Annotated in this window: 19 protein-coding genes; 18 read left to right on the forward strand and 1 reads right to left on the reverse strand. The window is 38.2% G+C overall.

Annotation, left to right across the window (positions count from 1 at the left end; all coding sequences use genetic code 11):
- The first annotated feature begins 37 nt into the window (after positions 1-37).
- The 7 genes from A7P54_RS05700 (at position 38) to A7P54_RS05730 (ending at position 4,804) form a co-directional block, all read left to right on the forward strand.
- Entirely contained in the window at positions 38-406 is a 369-nt protein-coding gene (locus A7P54_RS05700; protein WP_171548927.1) for an HK97 gp10 family phage protein, read from the forward strand.
- Positions 363-806: a hypothetical protein gene (locus A7P54_RS05705; protein WP_354667334.1), complete on the forward strand. Its 444-nt coding sequence runs from the start codon at positions 363-365 to the stop codon at positions 804-806. Before A7P54_RS05700 ends, A7P54_RS05705 begins: the two co-directional genes overlap by 44 nt.
- A gap of 223 nt (positions 807-1,029) precedes the next feature.
- Positions 1,030-1,653, forward strand: coding sequence for a hypothetical protein (locus A7P54_RS05710; protein WP_171548929.1), 624 nt, complete (start codon positions 1,030-1,032; stop codon positions 1,651-1,653).
- A 98-nt stretch (positions 1,654-1,751) separates the two neighbouring features.
- Entirely contained in the window at positions 1,752-2,672 is a 921-nt protein-coding gene (locus tag A7P54_RS05715) for a phage tail tube protein (protein ID WP_171548930.1), read from the forward strand.
- 41 nt (positions 2,673-2,713) lie between these two features.
- On the forward strand, positions 2,714-3,232 hold the full coding sequence (locus A7P54_RS05720) for a hypothetical protein (RefSeq protein ID WP_171548931.1): 519 nt from the start codon (positions 2,714-2,716) through the stop codon (positions 3,230-3,232).
- 350 nt (positions 3,233-3,582) lie between these two features.
- The gene (locus tag A7P54_RS05725; RefSeq protein WP_171548932.1) at positions 3,583-4,224 is read left to right on the forward strand and encodes a hypothetical protein; all 642 of its coding nucleotides are present in this window, start codon (positions 3,583-3,585) and stop codon (positions 4,222-4,224) included.
- 145 nt (positions 4,225-4,369) lie between these two features.
- Positions 4,370-4,804, forward strand: coding sequence for a hypothetical protein (locus A7P54_RS05730; RefSeq protein WP_171548933.1), 435 nt, complete (start codon positions 4,370-4,372; stop codon positions 4,802-4,804).
- Positions 4,805-4,862: 58 nt separating this feature from the next.
- On the opposite strand, the gene A7P54_RS05735 is transcribed toward A7P54_RS05730, so the two are convergent.
- Positions 4,863-5,171 (reverse strand): Arc family DNA-binding protein, encoded by a 309-nt coding sequence (locus tag A7P54_RS05735; RefSeq protein ID WP_171548934.1) that lies wholly within the window; start codon positions 5,169-5,171, stop codon positions 4,863-4,865.
- A gap of 279 nt (positions 5,172-5,450) precedes the next feature.
- Between A7P54_RS05735 and A7P54_RS05740 the strand changes: the two genes are divergently transcribed.
- The 11 genes from A7P54_RS05740 (at position 5,451) to A7P54_RS05790 (ending at position 17,561) form a co-directional block, all read left to right on the forward strand.
- Complete coding sequence (locus tag A7P54_RS05740; RefSeq protein WP_171548935.1) at positions 5,451-5,966, forward strand: Rha family transcriptional regulator; 516 nt, start codon at positions 5,451-5,453, stop codon at positions 5,964-5,966.
- A gap of 75 nt (positions 5,967-6,041) precedes the next feature.
- The gene (locus tag A7P54_RS05745) at positions 6,042-6,338 is read left to right on the forward strand and encodes a hypothetical protein (RefSeq protein ID WP_171548936.1); all 297 of its coding nucleotides are present in this window, start codon (positions 6,042-6,044) and stop codon (positions 6,336-6,338) included.
- Positions 6,339-6,449: 111 nt separating this feature from the next.
- On the forward strand, positions 6,450-7,202 hold the full coding sequence (locus tag A7P54_RS05750; protein ID WP_171548937.1) for a DUF4882 family protein: 753 nt from the start codon (positions 6,450-6,452) through the stop codon (positions 7,200-7,202).
- 182 nt (positions 7,203-7,384) lie between these two features.
- Positions 7,385-8,149 (forward strand): DUF4882 family protein, encoded by a 765-nt coding sequence (locus A7P54_RS05755; RefSeq protein ID WP_171548938.1) that lies wholly within the window; start codon positions 7,385-7,387, stop codon positions 8,147-8,149.
- A gap of 160 nt (positions 8,150-8,309) precedes the next feature.
- Positions 8,310-8,984: a hypothetical protein gene (locus A7P54_RS05760; RefSeq protein WP_171548939.1), complete on the forward strand. Its 675-nt coding sequence runs from the start codon at positions 8,310-8,312 to the stop codon at positions 8,982-8,984.
- Positions 8,985-9,084: 100 nt separating this feature from the next.
- Positions 9,085-13,029: a tape measure protein gene (locus tag A7P54_RS05765; RefSeq protein ID WP_171548940.1), complete on the forward strand. Its 3,945-nt coding sequence runs from the start codon at positions 9,085-9,087 to the stop codon at positions 13,027-13,029.
- Between the two features lie 250 nt (positions 13,030-13,279).
- Entirely contained in the window at positions 13,280-13,441 is a 162-nt protein-coding gene (locus A7P54_RS05770; RefSeq protein WP_171548662.1) for a hypothetical protein, read from the forward strand.
- Positions 13,442-13,485: 44 nt separating this feature from the next.
- Positions 13,486-13,974 carry a hypothetical protein gene (locus A7P54_RS05775; protein ID WP_171548941.1) on the forward strand — a complete coding sequence of 163 codons (489 nt, stop codon included), beginning with the start codon at positions 13,486-13,488 and terminating at the stop codon, positions 13,972-13,974.
- The gene (locus A7P54_RS05780; protein ID WP_171548942.1) at positions 13,967-14,452 is read left to right on the forward strand and encodes a hypothetical protein; all 486 of its coding nucleotides are present in this window, start codon (positions 13,967-13,969) and stop codon (positions 14,450-14,452) included. Before A7P54_RS05775 ends, A7P54_RS05780 begins: the two co-directional genes overlap by 8 nt.
- Positions 14,452-14,772, forward strand: coding sequence for a hypothetical protein (locus A7P54_RS05785; protein ID WP_171548943.1), 321 nt, complete (start codon positions 14,452-14,454; stop codon positions 14,770-14,772). Before A7P54_RS05780 ends, A7P54_RS05785 begins: the two co-directional genes overlap by 1 nt.
- A complete protein-coding gene (locus tag A7P54_RS05790; RefSeq protein WP_171548944.1) occupies positions 14,769-17,561 on the forward strand; it encodes a host specificity factor TipJ family phage tail protein in 2,793 nt (930 codons plus the stop codon). The genes A7P54_RS05785 and A7P54_RS05790 overlap by 4 nt, the downstream gene beginning before the upstream one ends.
- Positions 17,562-17,754 lie beyond the last annotated feature (193 nt).

The following is a 17,754-nucleotide window of genomic DNA, read 5'->3' on the forward strand; positions in this document are numbered from 1 at the left end:
CATACTTTTACATATCAATAATTTGCAAGGTGAAAATATGACTTGGAAAGGAAAAAAACCAACTGATTTTAGCGTAGCAGTTATTAAGGGGACCGAAAAACACATTCAGAAAATCACCATGGATACGGTGCAGTCTTTAGTGGTTTCAAGTCCAGTTGATACGGGTGCTTATCGCGCATCTCATATTGTATCGATTGGATCTGGTAACTTTGGTAAACGTGGTCCTGAAACAAACGCCGTACAGGATGCTGCAGTTCAGGCAGTAAGGATTAAGCTGGGCAATCTAGTCTACATACAGAACAATCAGCCTTATGCTGAGCGCTTAGAAAATGGGTGGTCGAAGCAAGCACCGCAAGGGATTTATAGCACTACGTTTAACTTCATTTCTCAAAAGTATGGTGGCTAAGATGGCAATGTCACTTGAACAAGCAAGACAAGCTATCGTGGGGCGGATGCAGTTATTTACAGGTCTTTCTCAAGATAGAATCCAGTATCCCAATGCACCAAATTTTAATGTTCCTGTTGATGGGTTATGGTGCCGGCTGAGTATTCTTGGTGGTCCAAGCATGATCTCAGGACTAGCTGATACGCCATGTACCCGAAGAACGGGAGTGATCAATATTCAATGTTTTGCTCGACCACATACAGGAGAGAAAGATTTAACTGTTTTGAGTGATGCTTTGCTTGGTCATTTTGAATATTTCAGTGTAGATCATTTGGAGTGTTTGCAGGGACAGGTAAATCGTGTGGGTACTGATAAGGATTTTGTGCAGTACAACATAACTATTGGGTTTAGGGTGAATTGATATGGATAAATATAAAAAAAGACTTTACGAAATTGAGGGTGAATAAATAAGATTTTGAAGCAAAACTTATACAAGTGACCGACCAGTCGTTGGAGAAATGCTAAACTAAACAACAATTGGCAGCACAGAGTGTTTATATTAATTTAGCCTATAAATCATTACTTATTGTGTTTTTAGAATAGATTTAGTTTTTATAAAAAATTTTTTGTTATTGAAGTGTTTTATGTTAGAAAAAATTCTTATAGCTGTTTTGGCCGCAACATTAACGTTTTTAACCTCTATATATATGGAGTGGTTTAAATCAAAAATTGGCCATAAAAAAAATGTCATAGATCAATGGAAAACTGATTTTGAAGTAGCCGAAAAACTAAGTGGCATTTTTTTACTGCCGAATAATAAAATGACTAGACCCCAAAAGGATAGATTTTCTAAATTGTTTTTCAAAAATGACAATGCAAATTTCTCAGATTTAAAGCTTTTGATTGATTTAAAAGATCTGGATAATTTGGCTGAAAATTACTTTAGAGCAAAAGAGTATTTCTATTTTATTAAAGATTCTGAAAATGAAGATTACAAATTGATAACTTTTGAGTATCCAAAATTTAAAATGTTGTTGTTCCTAGCAGGTTATTTAATATTTCTTATATTAGGAGCATTACCCTATTTATCAAACACTTTTGGTCTCTATTTGAAGTCATTAGTAGATTCAGGGGCGTATGTTTGGTTTTCCATTTTAACTAGCACCATACTGATTTGTTTCTATATTTCATATGTTTGTGTACGTAAACTATCAGATATTGTTAAAGCTAAGATTTTCTTGGTCAAACTAAATGAACATTTAATTTAAACTCTATTTAAATTTTTCTTATTTAATAGCAACCTAACTCATATTTTCGTAAGCCACCGTTATCGGTGGTTTTTTTATGCTTATAAGGAGTAAAAGCCATGTCGAGTGGTGCAAAGATCCGCCTCTATTATGCCGAGGAGCAAACCCCAGAAGTCTTACCAACTACACCAGTATGGAAGACTATACGACGAATTACAGACGGTTTAACAGAAAACGTTACAATTGAAGCTTCTAACAGCATTGTAGACACCCGTTTCCGTCAGGGAGGTATGGCCACTGAAGCAGAAATTACAGGTTCACTTGAAGTTGAATTATCAGTTGGTTTGTTTGATGACTTCTGGTCAGCTGTTGCTATGAATAACTGGGCCAGTGATGTTCTTAACTTTGGTGGAGATGTTCGTAAAACATTTACGTTCGTCAAAGTCTATTCAGATATTAACCAAGTCTTTATCTACCGTGGTGTTCGAGTTAATGAAGCATCATTATCTCTTGCCACAACAGGAAAGATTACTGCCACATTTGGCCTAATGGGAACCGTGTTTGAGCGAACTACAACAAGTCCTGTTACTTCGCCGTTACCAGTACAAGAAGCTGTGCTTGTTTCCGCTTTGAATGTTGGTGACTTAAAAGTTAATGGTGAAACCGTAGTCGGCAGCGCCTGTATGCAGACACTTGAGCTATCCATCAACAACAATATGGAAGCGATTCGTTGTATTGGTTCTCAAAAGCTCACAGCAACAACTTACTTAGAAAAGATTGTAGACATCACCGTTAACACTCAATACATGTTCTCGGCACAATCAGCAAGCTATATCGACTTTATTAAGACACGTGACACGATGCCTTTAGAGTTCTCAATTGAAGACAGTGCAGGCAATGGTTATGCCTTCCAGTTCCCACAATTAGAAGTTGCTGAGGCGCCTCATCCAGATGGTGGTGGCGATGACACAATCACAATCGACATTAACTACAACCATGTTCGTGTATCACCCGTGATTACACGTGTTATTGCGCCTTAAGCAAAATGGTAGCGTAAGGCTGCCTTTATCCGGAGAAGATCATGGCTTTAGAAGTGAATATTCAAATCAATAAAGACGTTAGTTTGTGGCGCGAATATAAAGATACAAAAGGGAATGTTCTTGCAGAATTTAAGGTGCGTGGAATTGGCTATAAACCTTATCAGGTAGCTTTAGAGCGAGCCAATCATCAAATAACATCTAAAGGATTTGATGTTAAAAGTGTTGCTCAAGGAGATAAGCTTTATCATGAGCTAGTTCTTGAGGCAGCAGCTTGTCATTTAATTGAAGACTGGAAAGGTGTGGTTTTCCTTGAAACTAATGCTGAAGGAGAATCTATCCGAAGCGAGCCTAGTTATGATCCAGATAATGCTTTAAAGCTCTTAGGGATGGGTGATGTTGGGCTATCAATTTGGCTGTTCGTTAAAAATGAAGCAGAACAGATTCAAACTGAAGCTGATGCCTATAAGGTTGAAATTGTGGGAAAGTCACAACCCTCTACAAGTTCTCCAGCCGATATGCAGGGCTCTCGGAGCATGAAAAAGCGCAAAGGAAAGCCTTAGGCCTTCCCGAAATAGCACCACCTGAATATTCATTCACAGCAAATACTATTCTATCAGCCTATAACACCATTGCTCGATCTAGACGATACGAGCAATGCGTTCCACTGGCCTTAGACATAGCCGCTATCAATGCGTATGTTGAGCAGTACGATTTACCAGTAGAAAGATACATCTTTAATGAATGTATCTTCACACTGGATAACCTATTTCTTGATGAAGCTCATAAGAAGGCTAAAGCGGAAGCAGATAAATTCAAGAGGCAATACTGAGGTCTATCGAATTTTTGTTGACTTGTCCCGTATATGATTGTTTATTAAAAGAACAATTATTAAAAATGGGATAAATCTTAAATGAAAATAATATTAGCAATGTCAGTGCTTTTAATTGTATCTGGGTGTAGCAGTATTAGTGCAGACTTGACGAAAAATGAGCTAAATATACAAAACAAAATGTTGTTAGCCGAGCAAATTAGCAAGCTTGATGAAAAGACGCAAAGAGAAGAGAGGCTTAAAAATCTCCAAAATAGATTCCTAACAATGGAAATAGACTTACAGAGAGCTATCAATTACGCAGTTAAGTTGCAAACCAAGGATTTTGAAAAGCGTAGAAATATTGGAACCATAGGTGCTTTTATGGGATTGGTGGCAACCACTTTAAACGTTGCTTCAAAAGCCAATATTGTCACATCAACGGCATTTACTGGAATGCAAACATTGGCCTTAAACCATGTAACTAATAGTGATCTCCAAATCGTAAACCCTAATTCATATGAACAAATGCAAAAAATACGAGAGGATTTGGAAAAACTATATGTGAAATATGATGAAAATTTTAAAGTTCTTTTAGATCCAAAAATGAATCAAAGCGAATGGGATATTGTATATCGTGAGACAGACTCTATCTTGACGCAAATGAAAATAAAAATGGCTTCTGTTTTATCACCTAAGGATTATACAGAAAAAAGCAATCGGCTTAATGGCGAGGCAGATTGAGTTAAGTGACTCATTCTGAATACATAAAAAGCATTTCTGGGCTTTTCTTATATAAATTAAATAGTTAAAAAATTGCACCAAAATTCGTAAACGAATGATTCTGTCCTATAGAGCATCAAAATTGAATTTGTTAAGCTATTTTTAAATGAATGATGTGCTATCAAGAAAGGTGTCTGTTTTGTATTCAATTTCTGATGATTACTATGAGTTAAGCGTCGAAACGGCTTTGCGTTTTGGGTACAAAAGAATTACTGAGGGTAATTATCCGTTTTACCGAGACGAGTGTTTTGTTCGTTATGGCAAGGTTTGGATTCATGATTTGGACGAGTTAATGACACGTATGGGGATTACTGAAACAGATCACCCAAAGTTAAAAAACTACAATTTGAGGGACTATGATAAGTTTCAAGGTGAGTTGCAGGATAGAGAATTAGAAAGATTTAAGATCGATTGTGAAAATCACCGTTTAGATCAATTGGAGAATGAAAGACAGTTTCTTGAAACGACTTATCCTAATTTCGATGAAATGAGTGAGTATGATCAACAGTATTTACGATCACGTTATCGAAATAAACATTAAAAAGCCCGTCAGGGCTTTTTTCATATAATGGAAATTATATTGAACTAAGTTAATTTTTTTAACGAGCTCTTCTAATTTTTTCAGCTTCATCAAGCATAAAAAGAGCGATTTTCTGTATTTCTGACCATTCAATACCTTTTTCAGAAAGTACACGGCCCAATGCTAAAGATGTATGTGTCATTGCTGTTTTATAACCACTTTCAAAATCAATTTGATTTCTTGAGGCATTATCAAAACTTTCCTCTAAACGTGTTGTAATTTCGGCATTAATCGAACGATTTTTATCCTTAGCTGAAGCTGTAACTTTATCTCTCAACTCTTCTGACCATCTCAATTTGTATTGAGGGTCTTTTTGATTTTCGCTCATAAAACTAACCATATACCGCAAATTTAGCATACTCATATTAAAGTACCTCTTTGATGTTGACAATGACATAAAAGAGGTACACAATAAAACGTACCTAAATGATGCTATGGAGGTTTTAAGTGGGTGGTAATCAAAATGGTCGACAGTATAAAATTCGGTTTATCAATAATACGGATCATGAAAAACTTAAACAAATAGGAAAAGATGAGAGTAGGTCAATTAATTATTTGATTAATTATGCAATTAAACAGTTCTTAAAAGAAAAGGAGGAGTAAGGGTATGAAGATTGATTTTAATGCACTAGTGATGCTCGATCATGGAGTACCAGTTACAACAAGTTTTCGAGTAGCTGAAATTTTTAAGAAACAGCATAAAAATGTTTTACAGGCCGTTCAAAAACTAGAATGTTCAGAGAATTTTACAAAGCTCAATTTTAAGCTTTGCTATAAAATCAATGAATTACAGAACGGAAAACCACAACCATACTATGAAATGACCAAAGATGGATTTGTTTTTTTAGTTATGGGTTTCACAGGTAAGGAGGCAGCCCAATTTAAAGAAGCGTATATCAATGCCTTTAACTGGATTCAAGATGAACTAATGAAACGAGGAATGTCTCTAATGCAGCGATACAACTTTGTTTCTTTAAAGTTTAACACGCGAAAGGATGAGGTTAGCAATTCAGCAAGAAGCATGCGTTTTTGGCAGGATGAAAAGCCAGAGTTCTTAGGTGAGTTGGAAATACTCGAGAAAGAGTTACAACCACATTTAACAGGTTTGGAACTAAAACAATGAAAATTTTAGGCAATAAAAAAGCCCCTAACTTTCGACGGACAGAGGCTTTTAGTTTGCTACATAAGGAATGTAACTATGAATAGTATGGTACAGATAGGATGTAAAAATCAAGCCTATGACGCAAGTGATGTTGCTGATGGCTATGCACTGGCATATGAACAGGTTTCAGATGTCGCTGCGATGCTTGGCGCAATTCAGTATAAGCAAGAGCGAATCATTGAATATGTGGGCAAGGTCTATAACGTCCCTGAATCCGTATTCAAAGAACTTACTCGGCTTTTCCAGATTACGGAGAGCATGATTCAGGACTCACTTGAGTTTAGCAAAAAGCAGGAAGATCATTACCAAGCAGAAGTGGATAGTAATTCATAATTTATCTTCAATTAAATGAAAGCCATCCTTTGAGGTGGTTTTCATCTGATTTCACACAATTTTATAAATGATTATTTATACTGAACGTTCAATTATAAAAAGGTGAAAGATGTGAAAAAGATAATATTAGGAATCTTAATCAGTGCCGTTTCTATTTCAAGTACATTAGCTGCTTGTACTTATAACTTTGATGCGACACAAAGTGAGATTTCTGCATACTCGCCCGGGATGTTAAAATTTCCAAATATTTCAGGACAACAAGCTTCTTTTAATGTAACTGCAGATACTGGGGTGAAGGGGTATATGGCTGTTAGTAGTCAATATCTAAGTACTAGTCTTGGTGATATAGCAACTCCAAGTACAGGAGTTTTTGCATATGAATATAAATTTAAAGTACCAACTTATTTGCTTTCATCAAGTGAGGGGTTAACTTTCTTTCCAATAGGTGGGGTAGGTTTTAGTGGCGGAGAGAATTCTTTAGTCGTTTTCGGTAGCTATGCAAACAATGTTGCGGCACTCCCAGGTCAAAATGTTTTAAAAATTTTTATAAATGATTTAGGGACAGAAGTAGCTTCAATACCAATTACTACCACCAGCAATGGATATCAACGCTTAGGTGTTTATGTTAACCAAACTACAAAGCAAGTTGGATTTATATTTAATGGTATGAATTCTGGTTACATACGATCTTTTGCTAATAAACTGGATTCTTTTGCATTTGCGAATGTGGCAGGACAATACGGTATTCCAACAGGTTCACCTACCATTGGACAAAATATTTCAATCGAATTAATTACTGATCACGCGGGTCTTCAGTTTACTTATCCTACAGGTGCAAAAGACATTTGTGGAAATACAATTTAATTGAGTTAAACCTCCCACGGGAGGTTTTTTATTCCCCGCTGATCAAGCGGAAGTGGATAGCGGTTCATAATTTATCATTCAATTAAATGAAAGCCATCCTTTGGGGTGGTTTTCATCTGATTTCACACAATTTTATAAATGATTATTTATACTGAACGTTCAATTATAAAAAGGTGAAAGAAGTGAAAAAGATAATATTAGGAACTTTAATCAGTGCCGTTTCTATTTCAAGTACATTTGCTGCTTGCACTTATAACTTTGATGCGACACAAGCTCAAATAACAACAGCTTTCGCAGGGTTTCAGAAATTCCCCGCTATCTCAGGACAAAAGACATCTTTCACAGTAGCAGCAACTGCGGAAAATTCTCAACAGATGTTTATTGCAGCCAATGGAAATGCAATTTCTGGGCAAAATAATGGCAGTAACGTGCCGCAAAGTGGAATTTTTGCATACGAATATAAGGTTAAAGTTCCTACAATTTTACTGACCAACAATGAACAGATATTTATGTATCCAAACTATGCTGACGCTTATTACAGTAATGGTAAAGGTCAGATAGTAGCTTTGTATGCAAATCATTTACAAGGCAGTACTACCCCTAATAAAGTTATGTTTGCAGTTGGTAGTACTGTTGACGGGGCAACAGGTATGATTGAATTACCTGTAACAAGCACTAGTGATGGTTATCAAAATATTGGAATATATGTAAATCAGGATACTAAGCAAGTTGGTGTGATTTTTAATGGTGTCAATAAAGGATATGTCTCTACTAATCCAAATAAAATTATAAGCTTAGCTTTTACTAATGGAATGGCTTATTACGGTATAGATTCTACTTCTCCAAATATTGGCAATGTGTATTCTATAGAACTTATTACTGACTCAACTAAACTGACTCAAACCTACCCAACAGGTACAAAAGACATTTGTGGAAATACAATTTAATCGTGTTAAACCTCCCGCGGGAGGTTTTTTATTCTCCATGACCAAGCTGAAGCAGATAGCAAGTCATAATTTATATTCAATCAGATGTACCTCATGGGAGGTCTTTTAATGACTTCAATTCGTCCTTTTGATAAATTACTTCCAAACATGGGGGATTTTTATGAAAAAGATTATTTTAATTGGTTTGGTATTGGGGTTGGTAGGCTGTGCAACTCCAAAATATAATTATCTAGCCATTCCACAAAATGTAAGTAAACCACCGATAGGTTCGACTAATCAGGTTTTTGTAGGCGATAAAATGCTTGAACAAGGTGTCTTTATTGAAAGAGAGGCACTATATATTCCTAGAATAACTAAGCGAACAGGCTATACTTTTAATGAAGGTTATTACTTAAAAACTGGTGAAGATAAAAATGGCCAATACTTTCAAGCTATAAACATGGTGCCAAATGGCGGCAATGTTCAGAAATCTTTTATTGCTGATCCATTCAGAGCAGTAATGTTTGATGAGAAATCTCAAATCTGTGTCATCACTGTATTTAATGCCAAGGCTTGTACAGACGAACATGAAGCTAAATTATCCAAGATTGGTATTGCTGCAGATAACTCCTTTCAGCAGACTTTAATTTACAGTGGGAAAGTTGGTAATAAAATCAATATAGGTTATCGCGAGTTTTCCAGTAATCTTGCTCGTCCAGCCTTTAATAATGATGTTGAATATGACTTAAATGAATCTAAGCAAATTGGATATAAAGGAGCTTTGCTAGAAATCGTAGATGCCAACAATCAAAATATTACCTATAAAGTCCTAAAAAACTTTAACAAAGTTGATTAGTCTAGAAAAACACTGCTCTGTAAAACAAAAGCTATATGAGGCTTTCAACTAATTTTCATAGCGCCTTGAGGCGCTTTTTTATTGCCTAAAGGAACGTGATATGACCCAAGAATCCCGCTTAGTCATTGTGATTGACTCAAGAAATGCAGCAAGAAATGCCCGTAATTTAAGTGATGAACTAAATAGTATTGAACGAAATGGAGATTTCGCAACTCGTTCTACAGATAGACTTAGTGTCGCAACACGACGGTTAGCAGGGTATATGGCGGGACTTGTAACTATTGGGGCTGCTGTGTCAAAAATGGACGCATATACCAACTTATACAATAAACTCAAAGTGGTTACTGAGACTCAAGAGCAACTAAATGGAGCGATGAAGGATACGTTCGATATCGCTCAAAGGGTTGGTGCTCAGTGGGAATCTGTTAATGATGTGTACTCTAAGTATGTAGCAAACAGTAAAACGTTAAATTTGAATCAAGAGCAATTAGCAAGATTAACAGAAATTACCACCAAAGCCGTGGCTATGAGTGGATCTACAGCTCAGGCAGCCGCAGGGGCTTTGTTTCAATACGGCCAGTCAATCGATGGGAATATTCTCAGGGCTCAAGAATATAATAGCCTAGTCGATGGCGCAGGTGGGCTTTTAAATGCTATGGCAAAGGGCTTGAATGTAACACGCGGCGAATTGCGTCAAATGATGTTGGATGGAAAATTAACAGGCGAAGTTATTACGCAGGCTTTGCTGAAGGCTGGAGACAGTGTTGATCAACTTTATGCAAAAACGGATACATCCATCGGTCAAACGCTTGCCCAACTTAACAATGAAATTACTAAGTTTGTTGGTGAGGCGGGGAAAGGTAGTGGTGCAGCTCAAGCAATAGCTAAGTCCATTCAGTACTTAGCTTTTAATCTCGAAACCTTAACCAATGTTGCAATGGTTGGGGGTGCCTACTGGTTAGGTACTCTTATCCCAGTTATGTATAAGTCTGTCGTTGCAATGGGAGTTAAAACCAAAACTTTAGCAATGCAAATTACCGTGCAGTATGCCGCTATTCAAGCCGAACGAGCAGCTGCGGCACAAGAAGTTGTAAATGCTCAAGCTAAGTTAGCAAGTTTACAAGCAACCAGAGTTCAATTAATTGAAGAGTTAAAACTGGAGCTTCAGCGAAAGAAAAGTCAAATTTCAACTCAAGGAGCAATCAACTCTGAAATCCGCTTGGGATTGTTACGTCGCCAACAAGCTGTAATCAATGCTGAATTAGCCGCAACAGAAAATGCTTTAGCTGCAGCTCAGACTCGCACAGCTGCCGCAGGAGCTGCATCAATGGGTGCGGGAAGGGCATTATTAGGGGTATTGGGTGGACCAGTAGGATTAGGCCTTACAGTAGCTGGAGTTGCAGCAACTTATCTATTGATGCGCAATAATGGTGATGAAGCAAACAAAATGCTTAGAGCCCAAACTAACTATGCCAGTATGGCCGCTGAAGAATTAAATAAACTTAGTGGTGCTCAACTAAGAGCTGCTGAACAGGAACTATCTAAAGAGTTAAATGTTCAATCCTTGAAACTTCAGAAGGTTAAAAATGATTTTGAAGAATTAACTGAAAAAGTTTTAGACAGTAATAGAGAGAATAAGGAGGCATATAGAATCTGGGCTGAACTGAAATCAGGCACAATTGAAGTTGAACAAGCGTTTGAACGTTTAAATCGACTTGACTTCATAAGTAGCGAACAGATCAATCAATTGGTGGATAGTAAGAAAAAAGTCGATGACCAGCAAGGTGCTGTCGAAAAGGCAAATGAACAGCTTAATTTAGCTAAATCAGCTGGAGCAAACGCAAAACAGGGTTTTAGTGATGCAGGCAAAGGTGCTAGTGATGCAGCACAAGATATTGCTAAATTTGCCGAAAAACTAAAGGATGTAAATAAAACGCTTACAGACCGCTTATGGGACAATGAGTTTAAAAAATCTTTAATTGAAAAATTTGGTGCTACAGAACAAAAAGCTGAATTGTTATTACAAACTTATCGCAAGAATCAGGAAAAAGGTTTTGAAGGTGTAACGGTTCAACAAGAGAAATTGATTGATCAAATTCTCAATCAGGAAAGTGCAATTGATAAGTTAATCGATAAAGATAAAGAGAGAACCAAGGAGCTTGAAAAACAAGCTAAGTTATCTCAGCGTTTAATTGGTATTTCTGGAAATTCTGGAGTTGGTACAGGCGCACATTTAGATGTGCGTTATGGTGGTTCACGAGATGGCCAAAAGGTTTCTAAGGAGCACTTAGCAAGATTACAAGCTGGAGGTAAAGCATTATCTTCCTACAGAGTCAGTTCTGATTATGGACAACGAAAAGCCCCTACAGCAGGGGCTTCTTCTTTTCATAAGGGGATTGATTTTGCAATGCCTGTGGGAACACCAATCACGACTACAGTCGCAGTTAAGGATGTAAAAACTGCTTATGATGCTAAAGGTGGTGGTTACTATAGCACTGTGACTTTTGAAGATGGTGTCGTCTTGAAGTTACTTCACCAAGCACCATCGATGATGTCCAAAGTCAAAGGTGGCCCAAGTGATGGAACATATAAATCCAACTTGGATTTGGAGAAACAGGCTAATGAGGTTGCGAGAAATCAAATACAGTTGCAAATGGCTGTTGCAGATGAAATTACTCGTATTCGCCAAAACTTAGCTGACGATTTAAAAGAGATTGATAAAGCCGGATATAGCGATGATGAAGCGAGAAAGTTAAAGGCTCAGTACCAAGTACAAGCCAATAATGATATTGCCATTGCTCAGCAAGCTATACGAACCAGACTCGATGACTATAAGGCTTTCACAAAAACAGAAGAGCAACTGTTACGTGATAGCTTTGCGAGACGACAGTTTGAAGCTTTACATGATCTTGAATTGACGAAGAGCCAAAGACAGGAAGCTGTAAATCTTTTAAGTCAGCAGGAGCAACAAGAGCTTGCACTCATTAAGTTATCTCAAGAACAGCGCCTTTACCAATCAAAGCTTTTTCTTCTTTCTGAATCTGAAGCTATTCGGGAACGTTATAGACTTGAACGTAAGGAAATAGAAAAGACCACTAAAGATGAAGATGAACGTCGTAAACGTCTTGCTTTATCGAGAGAGCAAGAGCGGTTAGAGCAATTTAACAAGGCAGCTCAAGCAAGTAAAAATTGGGGCAGTACTTACACTGAGATGACTGGCAACAATCAGCTTTATCAGTTAGACCAGACTCGTCAAGATCGAACTAGTCAATCACTGGCAGTAGCAGATTCACAAAATGCTGATGTTATGACGAGAGCTCAAGATCCTAATGCAGATATGGAGGCTTTGGCAGCTGAGCAAGAAGCAATCTGGCAAGCACATCGAGACAGAATGGCTTTGATCGATCAGGATTATTGGTCGAAGACATCTGGTTATCAGTTAGGTATGGCAAGTGATCTGTTTGGTTCGTTAACAGGATTGGCTGAAGGTTATGCTGGCAAACAATCAGGTATCTATAGGGGAATGGCGGCAGCACAACACGCTTTCAGTCTTTTCTCTGTTGCAGCAAATAGTTTTACAGCAATTTCGTCTGCATGGGCTTCTGCTCCATTTCCTGCTAATTTGCCAGCAGTGGGTACCGCTACGCTTGAAACAGGCTTGCTTCAAGCTGCATTAAAAGCACTTAGCCCTCAGGGCTTCGCCGCAGGAGGCTACACCGGTGATATGGGTCGTGGAGATATTGCTGGTGTTGTACATGGTCAGGAATATGTATTAAACGCTGCTGCAACAAAACGAGTCGGCGTTGATACATTGAATGCTATTAACTCAGGTAGAAATGTTTCGGGTAGATCTAATGTTATTCAGCCTCAAGTTGTAATTAACAACAATGCACCTGCAAGGGTATCAACTCAGACGGGTGCTGATGGAAAGCTATATGTAACCATTGATGAGGTTGAGAACTTTGTATCCCAATCTTTAGGTCGTCCTAACAGTCCAATCTCTAAGTCTCTTGGACAGAATACTAATGCTGGACGGAGACGTTGAGTTAGCCTTTCTCTATCAAGGCACACTTAGAAGTACACGTATAAGAGAGGATTAGATACATACGTATAAGAGAGCATATGTAAATGGTTTGTAATTAAAGCCATTTGAAGATGACAGTATAAGAGAGAAGAAAGTGAGAGCTGCCTTAGGGCGGCTTTTTTAATGTAACAAAAAAGCAAAACCCTCGATTGCAGTCGAGGGTTTCTGTTTTTCCAATCCGCAAAGCCATGCAAATAGGAGAAAGTAATCTATGGTTGAAATTATAGCAGCACTAGCTGTCATTGGGAAGATTGTTGAGGCAATTATGAAAGATTATGGTTTATGGCAAACTGTATTGGCATGTATATTATTGTTTTCTGTGCCAATTCTTATATGGAAACTTGATGTAATTATTGCAGCAATTAAGTCATAAAGCCGATCTAGAAAGGTCGGTTTTTTATTACATAAGGAAAAGTTATGGCACTTAATCGAATGATGTACTGTTCAACTCAGGAAGGATATTCGGCCAACATCGGTGATGGTGTTATGTCTCAGATTTTGGATGGCGGTGCAGACCGCTATCGAAAATCACTCAAAGGTGTGGTTCACACAGTTAGTTCAAGATGGGTGGTGCAAGAGTCAGGTTATCAGTACCTTATGGCCTTTTATCGAGTGTGGGCAAGGAATCCTAGCCAGCCATTTTTAGCAAAGATCTGTGTGGATAATGCACCTGTTGAAGATTATGAATGCTTCTTTAGTGGTGCACCTACGCTTTCAAGCAAAGAAGCTGATGTCTTTACGGTGACAGCGACTCTGAAGGTTAAACCGCTACCAGTTAATGAAGCTCTGGATGACATCATAATTGGAGTTGGTAATGATGGTGGTGATTTGGCTGCATTATTGAATCCATTGGAGAAGTTGGTCAATCAAGACCTCCCGGATGCATTGGAGACGCACAATGGCTGATTACACCTCTTTTTATTTAAATGCTTCTAGCGGTGTTGTTCCTCTAGAGTGTATTGAGATATCACACCCGAGTTTTTCAAAAGTATTCCGGTATGTGAAGAATGATTCAAATGGGATCGTAGCTGAAGGTCAGAATTATGTTTATCAGCCAATGTCCATAAAGCGGAACAATGTTTCAAACGACTTGGAGCAGACACTTTCGCTAACCATTGCTGATATGGATGATGAATTGGCATTAGCAGTTTTAGCCATTCGTGAAAGCATATATTCAACGGTTAAACCTGAATGCAAATTTAAGTTATTCCGTGATGATGATCTGACTGCTCCTATGACTCAGTTGCAAACATTGGAAATACCTACAATCTCTAAAGATAGTAGTGGCTTAGTTACATTCGATGCTCAAGCACCACAGCTTAACAGTGTTAAGACTGGGCGAACCTACTCTATTGAAGATTACCCTTTGCTGCGGAGAGCGTGATGAACATTGATAACTTGCTTGATCGTACATGGTCAAAGGATTACACGTGTAATGAATTTGCTTGTGAGGCTTGGCAGCAAATTACAGGAAATGATCTTGCAAAACGCTTAAGAAAATTCTTGAATGGTAAGGGTGGTTTCGAACCCATAAGCTTACCCATTTCACCCTGCATTGTACTTTTCAAGCACAACTTCCAGACCTCGACACATGTCGGGGTCTTTTTTAATAACAAAGTTTTGCATCTCACTGGGCGTGGTGTGCAGTACATGCCATTGGAAGTTGTGAAAATTGGATTTAAGGAGGTCAGTTACTACACATGAAAAGAGTAATTATTTGCCCTGATCCATACAACCAAAGCACTTGGTCTACTGCGGATGTTGATGATGTAAGTGCATATCTAAAACAGCAATTTACTGTGTTTCCGCAGAATACGAGGATTTATCATAATAGTGTTGCACTAGAAAATGATGTAACACCTAAAAATGATTCTGAAATTAAGCGTTTGCAGTCTTTAGATGGCATATTTTATGTAGTCATTTATCCTTCATATGACCCTTTCACAATCGCATATATGGTTGTAGTGGCTATTGCTGCAATATTTAGTGTTTACACCATTCTTACGATGCCTAAACCAGATGGTGGACAACCCGGTTCTGCTAACAATGAATTGGCTAATCGATCTAACCGAATGCGAGTAAAAGGACGTGTACCAGATATCTTTGGGAATATTCGTGCATACCCTGACTTGATTGCTGTGCTGTACAACAGTTATGAAAATGACATCGAAGTTGAAGAAAGCTTGATGTGTATTGGTCGTGGGTTTTATCAAATCCATGATTGCCGCGATGGGGACACAGATGTGAATGGCATTGATGGGGTAAGTGTCAGTATTTATGACCCTGATGTCAGCATTACAGGTAATACCACAATTTACAAAGTAGGTGATGATTTTACTGAGTTGCCTTTGGATGTGGCAAAGTCATCATCTATTAACGGACAGAGCCTTGTTTCACCTAATGACGTAGTGGTTTCAGGAACAAGCATTTACTTCACAACTGGCGGGGTAATTCGCAGCACTGATAGCTCAATAGACTTTCGGGATTTCTTTAGTACTGGCGATGGAATAGCAATTTCAGGTGCTCAGTTCGGCGTTGATAATGCAGTGTTATCGGGACCATGTTCAGTAACTAGCGATTTTAAAGTCAGCATAGATACAGATATTGATGTGCCTGCTTATGCTGACTTTAAAGGATTATTACTGAATGGAGCAAACGTAGATATTGCTGGCAACAACTATGATTTGTCTGGGCAATACATTGTGTCGTCAGTGACTAGAACATTGGTCGGATCAATATACACTTACGTTGTGCAATTAGATTCACCAAAACAAGTCAATTACAACTGGAACTATGTAGATGCTGACTATGACTTAACAGCTGGTATTACGCTGAATAACAACATTGGTAGTGCTGATTTAGATGATAACTATTCGATTAGTATTGTGACTGAGACTTCTGTGACACTTGCTAATGCATCTACAGTGAATTCTGATTGGGATAAGATTCCAACTTTATTTGGTGGCACAACTCAAGGACTGAATGATGAAACCATCTATTTAGAATTGATTGCCAATAAATGGATAGGTTGGTTTGAGTTATATCATGACGCAGCCACCACATTGCAGATGAATGTATATTTCCCTCAAGGGTTATACAACGTCAACAAAGATGGTAAGACGACTTACAATGATGTAACGATCACTGTTCAGTATCAGTCAATTGACGACACGGGCAATCCTATTGGCGCAGTTCAATCACAAGATTTTTTTGTTGAATCAAAATCCAAGAGTTCCTTTGGACGTACCTTTAAAGTTGCATTAGGTTCTACAGGAAATCAGCGTTTCCGCTTAGCTAAAACAAAGGCCGGTACAGGCGCTAATCCTGTGACCGAGTGCAAGATTAAGGATGTTTACTTAACCAAGCCATTTGCAAAGGACGCATATCCGGATGTGACAGTGATTCGATCTAGAACTGTGGCAACGGATGGTGCCTTATCTGTTAAAGAGCGTGTCCTAAATTGTCGAGTAACACGGAAATTAAAGGTAGATGGCACTGGAGCATTAGTGGCCACAAAAGATGCTGGGCAAGCCTTGATTAATATGGGACTCGATCAATACATTGGACGACGTTCTGTAACTGAAATAGATATCGGTCAAATTAAGTCAGAGATTCAAGCAGTAAGAGATTACTTTGGAGCTCCAGTAGCGACTGAGTTCAGCTACACCTTTGACGATGAGAATCTAAGTTTTGAAGAACAGGCAGGCATGATTGCAAGTGCTTGTTTCTGCGAAGCCATGCGCTTTGGTAATAAGCTGCGTCTTAAATTTGAGAAACCTCAAGACAACTCAGTTTTACTTTTTAACCATCGAAATAAACTTATGGGTTCAGAAACTCGCACCTTTAAGTTTGGTATTGATAAAGACTACGACGGAGTTGAGCTTGAGTACACATCTCCTCTCGATGACAAGCGAGTTACTTATTCAATCCCAAGTGGCAGCCCTTTAACCAATCCATTGAAGATTCAAAGCACAGGCATCAGAAATGAAGCAGTTGCGAAGACAAGGGCTTGGCGCGAGTGGAATAAACTGAAATTTCAGAATGTGAACTGTGAGTTTACTGCCTTGAATGAGTCAGACCTATTAATTCGTAATGACCGAATTCTTGTTGCTGATAACACTCGTTTGGAAACGCAAGATGGTGAAGTGGTTGCTATTGATGGATTGATCTTAACTTGTTCGCAAGATGTGGACTTTGTCTCTGGCGAAACCTATTACTGTCATCTTCAAATGCAGAATGCAACTGTAGACATTGTTGAATGCACAGCAGGTGAAATGACAAATCAGATCATTTTAACTAGACCACCAATGCAGGCTCTTGTTGTTGATCCAGATCGTTATGTCAAAACACTCTACACGGTGATTAAAGGTGCTGATTCTAGCAAAAGCATATTCATGCTGACTGAGATGACACCCAACGATCAGATGACCAATAAGCTTACATGTATCAACTATGACGATCGTTACTATCAGAACGATCACGATTTCATTTAGACAAAATTAAACAGATAACCGCCTTAACAGGCGGTTTTTTTATGCCTGGAGAAAAGTTATGCCTATCGTAACAAGAGAAAAACTAGAGAATGCCGATATTGATTGTGACACTTGGGAAGCTGTCATGAGTGGTGACGAGCAATCTAATGTTACTTCTAGACTTGGACGTATTTACCCGACTATTGCAAAAGCA

The sequence above is a fragment of the Acinetobacter sp. Ac_3412 genome (assembly GCF_013072675.1).
GTDB lineage: Bacteria > Pseudomonadota > Gammaproteobacteria > Pseudomonadales > Moraxellaceae > Acinetobacter > Acinetobacter higginsii.

Excerpts from the sequence above, each read along its gene's own strand:
- A7P54_RS05775 (WP_171548941.1), top strand. The coding sequence starts at position 13,486 with ATGGCACTTAATCGAATGATGTACTGTTCAACTCAGGAAGGATATTCG.
- A7P54_RS05735 (WP_171548934.1), bottom strand. The coding sequence starts at position 5,171 with ATGAGCGAAAATCAAAAAGACCCTCAATACAAATTGAGATGGTCAGAA.
- A7P54_RS05780 (WP_171548942.1), top strand. The coding sequence starts at position 13,967 with ATGGCTGATTACACCTCTTTTTATTTAAATGCTTCTAGCGGTGTTGTT.
- A7P54_RS05725 (WP_171548932.1), top strand. The coding sequence starts at position 3,583 with ATGAAAATAATATTAGCAATGTCAGTGCTTTTAATTGTATCTGGGTGT.
- A7P54_RS05765 (WP_171548940.1), top strand. The coding sequence starts at position 9,085 with ATGACCCAAGAATCCCGCTTAGTCATTGTGATTGACTCAAGAAATGCA.
- A7P54_RS05770 (WP_171548662.1), top strand. The coding sequence starts at position 13,280 with ATGGTTGAAATTATAGCAGCACTAGCTGTCATTGGGAAGATTGTTGAG.
- A7P54_RS05760 (WP_171548939.1), top strand. The coding sequence starts at position 8,310 with ATGAAAAAGATTATTTTAATTGGTTTGGTATTGGGGTTGGTAGGCTGT.
- A7P54_RS05740 (WP_171548935.1), top strand. The coding sequence starts at position 5,451 with ATGAAGATTGATTTTAATGCACTAGTGATGCTCGATCATGGAGTACCA.
- A7P54_RS05745 (WP_171548936.1), top strand. The coding sequence starts at position 6,042 with ATGAATAGTATGGTACAGATAGGATGTAAAAATCAAGCCTATGACGCA.
- A7P54_RS05715 (WP_171548930.1), top strand. The coding sequence starts at position 1,752 with ATGTCGAGTGGTGCAAAGATCCGCCTCTATTATGCCGAGGAGCAAACC.
- A7P54_RS05785 (WP_171548943.1), top strand. The coding sequence starts at position 14,452 with ATGAACATTGATAACTTGCTTGATCGTACATGGTCAAAGGATTACACG.
- A7P54_RS05720 (WP_171548931.1), top strand. The coding sequence starts at position 2,714 with ATGGCTTTAGAAGTGAATATTCAAATCAATAAAGACGTTAGTTTGTGG.
- A7P54_RS05790 (WP_171548944.1), top strand. The coding sequence starts at position 14,769 with ATGAAAAGAGTAATTATTTGCCCTGATCCATACAACCAAAGCACTTGG.
- A7P54_RS05730 (WP_171548933.1), top strand. The coding sequence starts at position 4,370 with ATGAATGATGTGCTATCAAGAAAGGTGTCTGTTTTGTATTCAATTTCT.
- A7P54_RS05700 (WP_171548927.1), top strand. The coding sequence starts at position 38 with ATGACTTGGAAAGGAAAAAAACCAACTGATTTTAGCGTAGCAGTTATT.
- A7P54_RS05710 (WP_171548929.1), top strand. The coding sequence starts at position 1,030 with ATGTTAGAAAAAATTCTTATAGCTGTTTTGGCCGCAACATTAACGTTT.